13 protein-coding genes are annotated in these 13,319 nt (G+C 35.0%); 7 read left to right on the top strand and 6 right to left on the bottom strand.

The features are described 5' to 3' along the window. The first annotated feature begins 86 nt into the window (after positions 1–86). Complete coding sequence (locus tag BM088_RS06515) at positions 87–2,474, top strand: Lon protease family protein (protein ID WP_091981967.1); 2,388 nt, start codon at positions 87–89, stop codon at positions 2,472–2,474. 63 nt (positions 2,475–2,537) lie between these two features. On the opposite strand, the gene BM088_RS06510 is transcribed toward BM088_RS06515, so the two are convergent. Both BM088_RS06510 and cysZ read right to left on the bottom strand, forming a co-directional pair. Continuing rightward, complete coding sequence (locus BM088_RS06510; protein ID WP_091981964.1) at positions 2,538–3,341, bottom strand: PhzF family phenazine biosynthesis protein; 804 nt, start codon at positions 3,339–3,341, stop codon at positions 2,538–2,540. Positions 3,342–3,369: 28 nt separating this feature from the next. Further along, the gene (gene cysZ / locus BM088_RS06505) at positions 3,370–4,092 is read right to left on the bottom strand and encodes a sulfate transporter CysZ (protein ID WP_091981961.1); all 723 of its coding nucleotides are present in this window, start codon (positions 4,090–4,092) and stop codon (positions 3,370–3,372) included. Positions 4,093–4,268: 176 nt separating this feature from the next. On the opposite strand from cysZ, the gene smc reads away from it, so the two are divergent. The 5 genes from smc (at position 4,269) to BM088_RS06480 (ending at position 11,434) form a co-directional block, all read left to right on the top strand. Further along, a complete protein-coding gene (smc, locus tag BM088_RS06500) occupies positions 4,269–7,700 on the top strand; it encodes a chromosome segregation protein SMC (protein WP_091981957.1) in 3,432 nt (1,143 codons plus the stop codon). Positions 7,701–7,757: 57 nt separating this feature from the next. Then, entirely contained in the window at positions 7,758–8,492 is a 735-nt protein-coding gene (gene zipA / locus BM088_RS06495) for a cell division protein ZipA (RefSeq protein ID WP_091981953.1), read from the top strand. Between the two features lie 85 nt (positions 8,493–8,577). Next, positions 8,578–10,599: an NAD-dependent DNA ligase LigA gene (ligA, locus tag BM088_RS06490; RefSeq protein WP_091981948.1), complete on the top strand. Its 2,022-nt coding sequence runs from the start codon at positions 8,578–8,580 to the stop codon at positions 10,597–10,599. Then, positions 10,596–10,940: a DUF3392 family protein gene (locus BM088_RS06485; RefSeq protein WP_091981944.1), complete on the top strand. Its 345-nt coding sequence runs from the start codon at positions 10,596–10,598 to the stop codon at positions 10,938–10,940. The genes ligA and BM088_RS06485 overlap by 4 nt, the downstream gene beginning before the upstream one ends. A 32-nt stretch (positions 10,941–10,972) precedes the next feature. After that, positions 10,973–11,434 (top strand): DUF2919 domain-containing protein, encoded by a 462-nt coding sequence (locus BM088_RS06480; protein ID WP_245763774.1) that lies wholly within the window; start codon positions 10,973–10,975, stop codon positions 11,432–11,434. Here BM088_RS06480 and sodX read toward each other — a convergent pair. Genes sodX through BM088_RS06460 form a run of 4 tightly spaced genes read right to left on the bottom strand, consistent with a single transcriptional unit; the run spans position 11,412 to position 12,875 of the window. After that, positions 11,412–11,708 carry a nickel-type superoxide dismutase maturation protease gene (gene sodX, locus BM088_RS06475; protein ID WP_091981936.1) on the bottom strand — a complete coding sequence of 99 codons (297 nt, stop codon included), beginning with the start codon at positions 11,706–11,708 and terminating at the stop codon, positions 11,412–11,414. The genes BM088_RS06480 and sodX overlap by 23 nt on opposite strands. Before the next feature lie 13 nt (positions 11,709–11,721). After that, positions 11,722–12,222, bottom strand: a complete 501-nt coding sequence (gene sodN, locus BM088_RS06470; protein WP_091981932.1) for a superoxide dismutase, Ni — start codon at positions 12,220–12,222, stop codon at positions 11,722–11,724. Positions 12,223–12,224: 2 nt separating this feature from the next. Next, complete coding sequence (locus BM088_RS06465; protein ID WP_091981929.1) at positions 12,225–12,425, bottom strand: hypothetical protein; 201 nt, start codon at positions 12,423–12,425, stop codon at positions 12,225–12,227. Positions 12,426–12,446: 21 nt separating this feature from the next. Further along, complete coding sequence (locus BM088_RS06460; RefSeq protein WP_091981925.1) at positions 12,447–12,875, bottom strand: hypothetical protein; 429 nt, start codon at positions 12,873–12,875, stop codon at positions 12,447–12,449. Positions 12,876–12,974: 99 nt separating this feature from the next. On the opposite strand from BM088_RS06460, the gene BM088_RS06455 reads away from it, so the two are divergent. Further along, the coding region (locus BM088_RS06455) for a plastocyanin/azurin family copper-binding protein (protein WP_218156466.1) at positions 12,975–13,319 on the top strand (345 nt) is incomplete at its 3' end.

Raw genomic sequence — 13,319 nt, 5'->3', positions numbered from 1 at the left:
TGTTAATAAAATCATTTAAAAACAAAGATCTTAAACTGCCTATGATAAGCTTATAAAATAACAAGCCCAGAGAGGTAATGTAAGGGATGAATAAAGAAATTAATGCACTAAGCCCAAGGGCACTCACACCTACAATTGATATGGCACATATAAAAAACTGTATGAACACGCCTTATCCCGAATCACTTAGTTTTATTGGTCAAAATAGGGCACAAGCTGCAATAGATTTTGCTTTAGGTATGGAAATGCCTGGCTATAATTTATATGTCATGGGGGAGGCTGCATTAGGGCGTTTTTCTATGGTTGAAAATAAACTAATGACGCATAGTAAAACACGAAAAACCCCCCTTGAATGGTTATACCTTAATAATTATGACGATCATAGAGAGCCTATTGCCATTTGTTTGCAACCAGGTGAAAGTAAGGTGTTCTGTGATGATATGGATTCATTAATTGATGAAATTATGGATACCTTCCCCGCAGCTTTTGATAACCCTGGGTTTCAACGTAAGAAAAAGGCGATAGATCGTGCTTTTAATACAAAGTATGACTCTGCGATTGATAAAGTTGAAGTGGTAGCAGCAGAACATAGCATTGCATTATTTGAAGAGAATGATGTTTTAAGCTTTGCGCCTGTGGTAGATGGCAAACAGTTAGATGATGCTGAGTTTTCAGTTTTAAGTGACGAACAAAAGCAATATTTTTATGACGTTATTTCAAAATTAGAAGATGCACTTATAGATGCTTTAATAGAATTACCACGTTGGAAAAGAGAGTCTTCTGAAAAATTAAGAGAGTTAAAAAAATCTACAGCTGAACAAGCGATTAAACCTTTATTAAAAGAACTTGAATTTAAATATGATACGCAAATTGGTATTTTAAAATACCTTAAAGAGATTAAAAGTGAGCTGATTGATACCGTTTTAGAGTGGTTAGATGTTGAAGCAGATGATAATAAAGATGACTTAGATAAACGAGGAATGCTTACCGATTATTTTGCACCAAACTTACTCGTTTCTTATAAAGAAAATGATGCAGCGCCTGTTATCTATGAACCAAACCCTACCTTTAGTAATGTATTTGGTAAGGTCGAGTATGGTGCGCACCAAGGGTCATTAATCACCAGTTACCGTGCGATTCAATCAGGAGCATTGCATAAAGCAAATGGCGGTTATTTAATGATGGACGCTGATAAAGTAATGGCAAGCCCACAGCTATGGGATGCACTCAAACTTTCTTTAAAAACACATCAAATTAAAAATGACTTGCTAGCGCAAGATAGCGCTTTGGGTGGAAATTATACCTTACGACCGCAATTGATCCCGCTTGATGTGAAAATAGTACTTTTAGGCTCTCGAGATTTATATTATTTAATGCAGGAATATGACGAGGAGTTTAATGAACAGTTTAGAGTCTTAGCCGATTTTGAATTTTTTATTCCAGGTAGTGATAAGTTTCAATATCAGTTTATTTCTAAAGTACAAGAGCATGCTCTCGATGTTCTCAAGTTAGAGCTTACTAAAGAAGGCATTGCAGAATTATTAAACTTTAGTTATCGCCAAGCAGAGCATCAAACAAAACTCAGTGCGCGATTTGCAGATATTTTAGAATTATTAAATGAGTCAAGTTATTACGCTAAACAAGATTTGAGTAAAACAATCGAAGCACATCATATAAGTGAGGCGCTTGCAGGCAAACAATATCGAACTGGGCAAATGAGTGAAAGCATGTTGTCTGATATTAAAGAAGGTCATACTTTAATAGATACTCAGGGTGAAGCGATAGGTAAAGTGAATGGTTTAACTGTATTGCATGTGGGAGATACCAGTTTTGGCAGCCCAGCCAGAATCACAGCGACTGTCTATGCTGGTTCTGAAGGTGTGTTAGATATTGAAAGAGAAGCTGAGTTGGGTAAAGCGATACACTCAAAAGGTGTGATGTTATTAACTGGTTATTTAGGCAATAAATATGCACAAGATTTTGCACTCACTCTCAGTTCAAGTATTGCCATAGAACAAAGTTATGGTTATATCGATGGTGACAGTGCTTCACTTGCTGAACTATGCGCACTTATTTCGGCCATTACACGTTTACCGATAGATCAATCAATAGCATTAACAGGTTCAATAAATCAGCATGGTGAAGTGCAAGCGATTGGTGGGGTAAATGAAAAAATAGAAGGCTTCTTCAAGTTATGTAAAATGCGTGGATTAACGGGTAAGCAAGGGGTAATGGTTCCACACTCAAATAGTGTCAATTTAGTTTTAAACCAAGAAGTTCAGGATGCGGTTTCTAAAGGCTATTTTCAAATATATACAGTTAAAACTGTTGATCAAGCGTTGGAGATTTTATTGGATAAACCTGCAGGTACCCTTTCAGGAAAAGGCACCTATGCAAAAGGCACTATTAATTATATTGCTTTGCAGAGATTAAGTGCAATAGCAGAAGTGGTAAATGGCTCAGATTCAGAATAATGGATTATAATTTGAGTATAGAGGAGCGTTAGCGAGTGCATACTCGCTAACCTTATATTTAGCTTAAACTAAATAAATCTCGCCTTTCATATAAAGCTTAGCTTTTCCGCGTAGCAGTACTTTTTCACAACGTAGTTGACATTCAATTTCTCCGCCGCGTTGCGAAATTTGTTTAGCTGTTAATAGTGTCTTATCCAGTTTACTTGCCCAATAAGGCGTTAAGCTAGTGTGAGCTGAACCTGTAACAGGGTCTTCATTTACACCGACATTTGGGCCAAACCAACGGGAAACAAAATCAACATTATCACCTGGTGCTGTAACAATAACGCCTCTAAGGGGGAGTTGTTTTAACAGAGCAAAATCTGGTTTTAGGTCTTTTATTACTTGTTCATTTTCAAATAATAATAAGTAATCATCAGAGGATAATATTTCTAGGGGGGGGCGACCAAAAGCACTGAGTAATGGACTTTTAATATCACATTCTTGTGCATTTTTAATCGGTAGTTCTAGTTCAAATACTTGTTCATTATGATTTTTGACATCTTCAAAATGGCGTACAGTTAAAATACCTGAACGGGTTTCAAATTGTATTTCAGCGTTTTGATAGTTAAATTCATTTACTAAAACCCAAGCAGTAGCAAGAGTCGCATGACCACATAAATCAACTTCTGTCTCAGGAGTAAACCAGCGAAGTTTTACAATGTCATCATTAATAATATAAAAAGCAGTTTCGGATAAGTTATTTTCAGCTGCAATTTTTTGTAATACCTCATTGTCTAACCATTTATCTAAAGGGATCACTGCTGCAGGATTCCCTTTAAATTGTGAATTGGTAAATGCATCGACTTGAAAAATTGCATGCTTCATATTTATTCCCTTTTATATTTATAATGTTTTAATATTGGTCTCTATAGTTTTCTACCCATAACTTTGTTGCGCCACATACAGCAACAGGCATGACTAGCAAATTTAATAATGGAATTGTTGTAAAAATAAGTACTGCAAAGCCAAACCCATAAGATAGACCTTGGTTTTGTTTTAGCTGTTTTCGTGTTTCTCTAAAATGTATTTTGTGATTATCAAATGCAAAATCTTGATACTGTACTGCAAACATCCAGCAGGTAAATAAAACCCAAATAACTTGTCCGACTACCGGTAATACCCATAATAAAATGAAAAAACCTATGGCTTTAGGTAAATAATACATTAATTTTGTGCCTTCACGGGCAAGCATTCTGGGCACGTCTTTTATGGTATCTAAAAAACCATCATCATTAATTTTTTTACCTGTTAAATGTAACTCTACTTTTTCAGATAATAAACCATTAAAGGGAGCAGCTATGAAATTAGTGATTATGCTGAAAAGACTGGTATAGCTAAATAAAATTGTAAAAATGGCAATAGGCCATAGCAACCACTCTAACCAACTTAACCAAGTAGGCAATAATTCGTTTAAATAAGCAAAACCTTGAGTCAGCCAATCATAAATAAAAAATAATGAGCCACCGAATAAAATAACATTAATTAAAAGAGGAATTAAAACAAAACGTTTAAGTCCTTTTGTATTGATAAGATTAAAGCCAGCTAAAAAATACTGAAAACCTTGGGAAGATTGCACTTAATATCCTTTTAAAAGGGAGTTAATTTAAATCACTTTACTTTAAGATAACCTTAACGCTTTATTTATCCAAGTATATATTTGTGTATGAAACAATATTAACTCTGATTTAATATCAATATATTTCATTTCTGATAAAATTATGTGTCCTGAGCATTTTCGATAATTATAATTACATGCGTTTAAGCACCATCAAACTAGTTGGTTTTAAATCTTTTGTTGAGCCAACAAAAATTCCTTTTCCAGACCAAATGACCTGTGTTGTTGGTCCTAACGGTTGTGGCAAGTCAAATGTCATAGATGCAGTTCGATGGGTATTAGGGGAAAGCTCGGCAAAAAACTTACGTGGTGATGCAATGACGGATGTTATTTTTAATGGCTCAACTTCACGTAAACCTATCTCTCAAGCTTCGGTTGAATTAATTTTTGATAATACCCAAGACAGATTAGCTGACTCTTTTGCAAGTAGAAACCAAGTGTCTATTAAAAGGTCAGTTAATCGCGAAGGCATGTCATTTTATTATCTTAATGGCAGTAAATGTCGTAAACGTGATATTACGGATATATTTTTAGGGACAGGGTTGGGTCCTCGCAGTTATGCCATTATTGAGCAAGGCATGATCTCGCGTTTAATTGAAAGTAAACCTCATGAATTAAGAGTTTTTATTGAAGAAGCTGCAGGAGTATCTAAATATAAAGAGCGCCGTAGAGAAACTGAAACTCGTATTCGCAGTACGCGTGAAAATTTAGAACGTTTATTAGATGTACGTCAAGAGTTACAAGCGCAGCTAGATAAACTTAGCGAACAATCGAGCCAAGCTAAATTATATTCTCAATATAAAACCCAAGAGCGCTGTTTGAAAAGTGAACTTTCGGTACTCAAATGGCAAAAGTTACAGTTGCAAATAGATGCAACAGATACAAAGATAAAAAAACGAGAGCAAGAAATAGCCTTTTATCAAGAGGCACATATAGGCCATGAAGATGTGCTTGGCGCACTCAAAAATGATATTGAGGCTTCAGTACAACATACGCAATCGTTACAAGAGCTAGATTATAAAACGACAACTGAACTAACACGTTTTGAAACGCAAAAAGTGCATTTAAAACAAAAAAAACGAGAGCTTAATGAGCAAAATAAAAACTTAGAAACAAAAATACTAGCCTTAGAAACGGAACAAAAAAACATTAACGGAGCATCTTTAATAAGCAAAGAGAAAGCGACACTTATCGAAGGTGAATTTGAAATCGCTCAGTTACGCGTCGCTGAAAATCAAGAAAAATCTGAGTTGCTCTATCTCAGTAATCAGGATGCATTTAAAACCTGGCAAACTTTACAAGAATCATTTCATGAACAAGAAAAGAAAATTCAAAAAAATAAATATGATATTGAGAAAATATCAGGTGCGTTGGCTTTAAATGAAAAACAAGTAGCCCAATGCAAGCTGCAACTTGAACAGTTAAATGAACGTAATAATGTAAAAGAACTTGAGCAATTAAAAATTGAGCAAATTCAGCTTAAAAGTACTTTGGCAAAGCAGCAGTTAGCACAAAATAAAAAACAACTATTAACAAAAGAACATGTAGAAAAACAGAATGAAATCAATATTGAAATTGATAAATTAACTCAAATAGTTCATCAAAAAGAGGCCAAACTAAAAGCATTAAATGATATCGTTAATAATGCATTTTCACACAGTGATACACAATGTAAAGATGCTGTTTCATTATTAAGCCAGCTTAAGGTTGAAAATGGTTTTGAGCTAGTCGTTGAAAATGCACTACAGCAATTTAAACATGCACAGGTCTTTGAAAATACAGTGTCAGTTACTATGGCTGGGCATAGAGTTTGGCAACATCATAGTAATGAAGTTTCAATAAAAGCCTTATCTCATAAAGTTAATACGGGGGTTTACCCTGATATATTAGAACGTATAGCCTTGGTAGAGAATGACATTGAAGCAAAAGAAATATTAAAAGATTCGCATTGGTTTGCTTGTATTAACAAGCAAGGCACACTATTTGGTCGTAACTGGAAATTAGATACTAAAATAGATGAGTCGGCTTCACTGATAGTGAAGTCAAAGAAAGTGACTGAGTTGAAAAAAGAGCTAAGTCATCATTATTTTAATCAGGCTCAGTTAGAAAAAGAAGTGGGTGAGCAAAGATTAATTATATCTGAACTTAATATTGAACATGACGTGATATCAGCGCATATTCATCAATTGTCTCAACAGGATGTTGCTATTTTTACACGTTTGGATTTATTGCAAGAACAAACCCAGCATTGGCAAGTGCAATTTGATGATACAAGCGCCCAATTAAATCAATTCAGCACTCAAAATATTCAGTTAAAATGTGACTATCAAGCAGCACAAGCAAAGGCGGTAGAAATAACGGATGTGAAGCTGGTGGCACAGGTCCAACTGGCTGAACTTGATTATAGTAAAGCCAAACAAGAGCTAAAGTTATATCAAGAGCAATTAGAACAGCTTAAAAATGCCAAACATGAATCGAGTTTGGCATTAGAATCAATTAAAAATACCCTTAAGCTAGAAGAACATCAATTATTGCATAATCAAGCTGCTTTAGCTGAAGCACACAAATTGCAAAAAACAGTTAATACACAGTATATGGCACTTGTTGACCCAATAAAAAATGCAAGTGAACAAATAGCGGTTTTACTTAATCAGAAACAAAAACTGAATGTTAAGCGCTCAGAACACAGTAAAGCGCTTGTTAAAGCAAAAGAAAATTTATCAATAAAAGAGTCAGGTCAAAAAGACGCACAAAATGAACTTGAAAAAATACAAAAAAAATTACAACAACTCGAAGTAGAGCAGCAAGGTAGTCTTGTTAGAGCCGCAGGGTTACTTGAGCCCCTTGTTGATTTAAATACTAATTTAGAAACCGTATTAAAACATTTACCAGAAAATGCAAAACTGGCTATTTGGCAAACAAAACTTGACGATTTGGCTATAAAAGTAAATCAACTAGGACCAATTAACTTAGCTGCCATTGATGAATATGAAAAAGCTAAAAATAGAAAAGAATATTTAGATGAACAATACCAAGACTTATTTGATGCACTTAATACCCTAGAAACAGCAATTCATAAAATAGATAAAGAAACTAAAAATCGTTTTAAAGAAACCTTTGATGCGTTAAATGAAGGTTTAAAGGAGCTATTTCCAAAAGTATTTGGTGGCGGTCATGCATATTTAGAATTAACATCTAATGACCTACTTGAAAGTGGTGTGACCATTATGGCAAGACCTCCAGGAAAGAAAAATTCAACAATTCATTTGCTTAGTGGTGGAGAAAAAGCGCTAACCGCATTATCATTAGTGTTTTCTATTTTCAGACTTAATCCAGCACCATTTTGCATGTTGGATGAGGTTGATGCACCATTAGACGATGCTAACGTTGGTCGCTTTTGTAAACTCGTTGAAGAAATGTCACAAACAGTGCAATTTATTTATATTAGTCATAATAAAATTGCCATGGAAATGGCTGGTAGTTTGGTTGGTGTGACTATGGGAGAGCCTGGTGTTTCGCGTATGGTTGCAGTTGATATAGACCAAGCAGTTGAAATGGCTGTTAATTAACTAATATAATGCTATAACTAGATAGTACAGTATCAAAAAATAAAAAAGGGTGAAGGCATGGCCGAAGAGTTGAGATGGGTTTTAGTGATCATTAGCGCCTTAGTGATTGGTGGATTATTATTACATGGAATTTGGTCTGTACGGAAAAAAGATGAAGCCCCATCAGGTGAAGCCAATACCAACATTGTTAATAAAGAACAGGCACCTTCACTTGATAATGATACTGGGATAGATGTTCAAGGGTTTTCAGCAGATAGGGATGAACCTGAAATAGGCGATTTCTCTGTTGAATTAGATGAACAGAACGAAGTCACGATTGATGAAGTTAATGATGAAGTTCCAAAACCAGAAGAGCCAAAATCAGACGATGCCGCATCTGAAGAAACAAAAGACTTTATTATTGTTCATATTCAAATGCCTACGGGCCTAACGATGCAAGGCTCTTCTTTATTACCTCTTTTACTTACTTTAGGGTTTAAATATTCAGATGAAGGTTTTTTTAATCGTCATCAAGACGCATCAGGTACCGGGCCAATTTTGTTTAGATTAGTCAATATGTTTAATCCTGGGACTTTTGATATTGATAATATGGAGCAGTTTTCAACTGCTGGTGTAAGTTTATTTATGACTTTACCTTGTGAAGGCGACAGTTTGCCCGCATTTAATATGTTACATAGCGCAGCTAAAAAAATAGCTGATGAATTTGGCGCTGAAATATTTGATCACAAGCGTGAATTACTTACCGTACCAACAGTAAGGCAATATGTTGAAAAAATTAGAGAGTTTGGCTAAACAACATATATTTTAATAAAAAATAATATATTTATAGTTTTAAAAATAGTCACCTTTGGTGGCTTTTTTATTGAAAGAGAAAATAATGTCACAACAGATCTTATCAAAAATTAATGAGCTTAAATCTGAACTTGAAGAGCATAACTATAAATATTATGTTTTAGATGAACCGAGTATTCCTGATATTGAATACGATAGGTTAATACGCTCATTAACTGAACTTGAGCAACACAACCCTGAATATATAACATTTGACTCACCTACGCAGAAAGTAGGCGGACATGCACTTGATAGTTTTAGTCAAGTAACCCATGAAGTGCCTATGTTATCGCTTGATAATGCTTTTAATGATGATGAATTTCATGCTTTTGATAAACGCTTACAAGATAGATTAAAAGAATCACATACTTTTGAGTTTTGTTGTGAACCTAAACTTGATGGTTTAGCTGTTTCAATTTTGTATGAAGATGGCATATTAGTAAGAGCTGCAACCCGAGGCGATGGCGCTACGGGAGAAAACATCACTGAAAATGTTAAAACGATTCGTAATATTCCACTTAAATTACGTGGCTCTGGCTATCCGGCACGCTTTGAAGTACGTGGTGAAGTATTTATGAATAGTGCTGGTTTCGAGAAAATGAATGAGCAAGCTAAAATTAGTGGTGACAAAGTATTTGTTAATCCCAGAAATGCAGCTGCTGGTAGTCTGCGCCAGTTAGACTCTAAAGTAACAGCTAAGCGACCATTAATGTTTTACGCCTATAGTACAGGTGTAGTGGAAAGCGGTGAACTTGCTCAAGACCACTATGAACAATTAACCCAGCTAACACAGTGGGGCATTCCGATGAGTCCTGAAACGAAACTTGTTACCGGGGTTGATGCTGCTTTAGCATATTACAAAGATATAGGTGAGCGCCGTACCAGCTTAAAATATGAGATTGATGGTGTTGTAATTAAAATAAATGATAAAGCGCTTCAGCAAAGCTTAGGTTTTGTTGCCCGTGCCCCCAGATGGGCGATTGCTTTTAAATTTCCAGCTCAAGAAGAGTTAACTCAATTATTAGATGTTGAATTTCAAGTCGGGAGAACGGGAGCTATTACCCCTGTTGCCAGGTTAGAACCTGTATTTGTTGGTGGTGTCACTGTTTCAAATGCCACATTACATAATCAGGATGAAATAGAACGTTTAGGTATTAAAATTGGTGATACGGTGATCATCCGCCGCGCCGGTGATGTGATCCCAAAAATAGCTCAAATAGTTTTAGATAAGCGTCCAGAAAATGCACAAGATATTATTTTTCCAATAGTCTGCCCTGTATGCAATTCTGCAGTCGAACGCCTAACTGGTGAAGCTGTAGCGCGTTGTAGTGGCGGTTTAGTGTGTGAAGCACAAAGAAAAGAAGCGATAAAACATTTCTCATCTCGTAAAGCACTCGATATTGATGGATTAGGCGATAAAATAGTTGAACAATTAGTTGATAGGGAGCTTATCCATACACCAGCTGATTTATTTAACTTAAAACAAGGCCATTTAGAGTCATTAGAGCGTATGGGACCTAAATCAGCTGAAAATCTTATCACATCATTAGAAACATCAAAACGTACTACGTTAGCACGCTTTTTATATAGCTTGGGAATACGAGAGGTGGGTGAAGCTACGGCACAAAATTTAGCTGCACATTACCTCACGCTTGAAAAAGTGAGCTTAGCAAGCATTGAAAGTTTACAAGAGGTTTCAGATGTAGGTGAAATAGTTGCAAAACATGTTAATTTCTTTTTTAGAGCAGACCATAACAAAGCCGTTGTTGATGATTTAATATCTGCAGGAATTGGTTGGCCTGCTATTGAAGTGAAATTAGGAAATGAACAGCCTTTATCTGGTTTAACTTATGTATTGACGGGTACATTAACTCAAATGGGACGCTCTGAAGCAAAAGCTAAATTACAGGCTTTAGGTGCTAAGGTATCAGGGAGTGTTTCGGCAAAAACACATGCTATAGTCGCAGGTGATAAAGCGGGATCGAAACTCACTAAAGCACAGGACTTAGGGATAGAGGTATTAACGGAACAAGATTTAGTTGATCTATTTATAGGCCATAATGTATGAATTTTTTAATCAGTACATTCAATAATATTTCAAGCCAGCTTGTAAGCTGGCTAACCCCATATTTACATCAAATAGCCTTAACAATCATTGTATGTTTGATTGCTTTATATGCAAATGACTTAAATAAATTTATTAAACGACTTTTTGCAAGAAGGCATTTTATCATTAGAACAATGACTTTTATTATTGTCACTGCTTTTGGTTTTGGGGCTTTAACGTTTTTTGTCACGCCTATATTAATTAAACTATTATTGATTTTTGGCAAACTTTATATGCCTTGGTTACTGCTGGTGGCTTTTATTGTATTAGGTATATTAGCCGATAAAAAAAATCAAATTTAGAGATTTTCAAAATGAGTAGTATAGGAAGTAGAATGCGTTTTGGGCCTGAGTATTGGGATAAACATGGTGTATATCGTGCACCAATTGCTTTGAGCTTTACTTTTTTAATTTTGTTACGAACTTACATTATTTGGATATTCTCAGCAGTCTCAAGGCGACCTGATTTAGATTTGATGTCGTTATTTTATCGCAATAAAGATGATTTTTTTATTGCGTTAACAATAGGCGCTTTAGCCTTATTACCTGCTATATTATTTTCACTGCGAAGGCCCACAAGTAACCCAAAACTTGCAAAATTATGGCGTTTTATGAAGTGGCCTTTAGTTGTATGCTGTATGTGTGATTTAGCTTGGCTATTAATACAAGCTAAAAGCCATTACTTTCAATTTTCTGGTTTTCTTGCCATTCAATTAGTCTTAGTTTCATGGGTGCTTATTTATTTATTACGTAGTAAATATCTTCCCGCATTTTTTAATGATTGGCCGACAAAGTAATACACACTTTTCCTAGAATCTGTTCTTTTATAATAGGGCCTATATTTGACATGGAAACACTTTGCATACTCTCACCTTTAACCCAATAGAAACCTTGTTTATCTATATGAGATAAGGTTTTTATTATATGACCGTATTTATGATGTTTGATCAACAGTGTATTACCTGGTTTAGGCTTAAATATCTTTAACCAAGTATGAATTAAAACATAGCTGTTATCAGGTATTCGAGGCATCATACTATGCCCCGTAATACGGATAAATTTAAATCCCATCAATTTAACCTGATTAATTTAATTTAGGGTAAACAAGAGTTTGTGTTGGTGGGTAAGGGCATACAGCTGTATACGTTTCTAAACCTTTAGTTGCCCAAAAAATTTCAGCGAACCTGTTTACTTTATTTAATAGATCCAATGTTGCGTCTTTGTCTATGTGTTGCTTCGCTTTTGAACTGGCTAGCATAATGCTATGGGTTAACGCATGTAATTCAGGAAATTTTTCTAACTGTGGTTGCTTGATATAATCTCCCCAAATAATGCGGATCTCTTCTTTTACTTTATTACCATGTTCTTCTTTTTGATTTAATAAACGATGAAATTGTGCTTGGTCATTGGCTGTTAAGTTTGATTTTTCATTTATATCATTAAGTAAATCAACCATACGTATCATAGTTAATACTGCAATTTGTGCACTAATTGGATCGTAGATTTTACAGGGAATATCACAATGTGCTGACGCCGTTGAAAATTTGAGTTTTTTATCTAGTTTACTTATTAAGTTAAATAGCATGATTAATCCTTATTAATTTGTTTATTTTTATTAAGTAATTTATATGCAATAAAACCAACAGCGATAAAAGCGGGCGCTATCCAAAATAAATGAATCAGATTAGCTGATGTAGCACTGTGATCGTGTCCAGGGTGAGCATATACCGCTTGTGTGGCAAATACGCTAGCGCCTAACAATACTGGTAAGGTTTTTGTGAACTTCATAGTAATTCCTTCAATGTTATTTTAATGAATAATAGGTTGTGATGAATAAACAAAATCCTCTGTCTCTTGCAGCGATTTTAAACAAGGAGCACAAATTGGGTGCTTTTGAGAAAATTCTAAAAGCGGGTTAAGTGTTATCTTTAAAGCTTTTAATGCAATAAGTTGCATTGATTCAGTTTGGTTGCCATCTTGTGCTAAGGAAAACATGTGCTCATGTGGTATTTTTAAATAATTTAATGCGCTTCTTAAGTCTCCTTGGATTTCAAACAAAGCTGACAGGTTATGCATCCCACAAATCCACCCTTGTAATAATTGAATGTTATAAGGATCACTTGGCCATATTGTTTCAATATGAGATATCGCATTTTGATAATAAAATTGCGCATCGAACCAGGCACACTGCTCAAAAAAAGCATTGCCTGTTTTCATCATGTTTTGCCAGTTTTCCATTTGATTACTTTGTTGTAATGAGAATGATTTTCATTTATATTGTTTTTGCATTGAAATGTAAAGTAAAAATTTTATTTATGAATAATTTAGGGGAATAATATGTATAAATTAATAATCTATTTGGCATTGAGTTTTGGCATTATTCAAGTTCACGCTGCTGAACATACAGTAAAACTTGTCACTTCAGGTTCAGATGGAGCCACGATGTTTATGGAGCCTGGCTACATTAAAATTAATAAAGGAGATGTGATAAATTTTATCCCGAGTGATGCAAGCCATAATGCTCAATCATTTTCAGTGCCAAAAGGGGCTAAAGCTTTTATGACGCCATTCGGTCAACCTGCTAAAGTCACCTTTGATAAAGAGGGGGTTTATTTGTATAAATGTTTACCTCATATCGTAATGGGTATGGTGGGGCTTGTTCAAGTTGGGAGTGCTGAAAAT

The organism is Pseudoalteromonas denitrificans DSM 6059 (assembly GCF_900112265.1).
GTDB lineage: Bacteria > Pseudomonadota > Gammaproteobacteria > Enterobacterales > Alteromonadaceae > Pseudoalteromonas > Pseudoalteromonas denitrificans.
The sequence above is the reverse complement of the archived record's forward strand: the minus strand, read 5'-3'. Positions and strand labels throughout refer to the sequence as shown.

Bases quoted from the DNA above. Each gene is read 5' to 3' on its own strand.
- BM088_RS06515 (WP_091981967.1), top strand. From the start codon at position 87: ATGAATAAAGAAATTAATGCACTAAGCCCAAGGGCACTCACACCTACA.
- BM088_RS06510 (WP_091981964.1), bottom strand. From the start codon at position 3,341: ATGAAGCATGCAATTTTTCAAGTCGATGCATTTACCAATTCACAATTT.
- smc (WP_091981957.1), top strand. From the start codon at position 4,269: ATGCGTTTAAGCACCATCAAACTAGTTGGTTTTAAATCTTTTGTTGAG.
- zipA (WP_091981953.1), top strand. From the start codon at position 7,758: ATGGCCGAAGAGTTGAGATGGGTTTTAGTGATCATTAGCGCCTTAGTG.
- ligA (WP_091981948.1), top strand. From the start codon at position 8,578: ATGTCACAACAGATCTTATCAAAAATTAATGAGCTTAAATCTGAACTT.
- BM088_RS06485 (WP_091981944.1), top strand. From the start codon at position 10,596: ATGAATTTTTTAATCAGTACATTCAATAATATTTCAAGCCAGCTTGTA.
- BM088_RS06480 (WP_245763774.1), top strand. From the start codon at position 10,973: ATGCGTTTTGGGCCTGAGTATTGGGATAAACATGGTGTATATCGTGCA.
- sodX (WP_091981936.1), bottom strand. From the start codon at position 11,708: ATGGGATTTAAATTTATCCGTATTACGGGGCATAGTATGATGCCTCGA.
- sodN (WP_091981932.1), bottom strand. From the start codon at position 12,222: ATGCTATTTAACTTAATAAGTAAACTAGATAAAAAACTCAAATTTTCA.
- BM088_RS06465 (WP_091981929.1), bottom strand. From the start codon at position 12,425: ATGAAGTTCACAAAAACCTTACCAGTATTGTTAGGCGCTAGCGTATTT.
- BM088_RS06460 (WP_091981925.1), bottom strand. From the start codon at position 12,875: ATGGAAAACTGGCAAAACATGATGAAAACAGGCAATGCTTTTTTTGAG.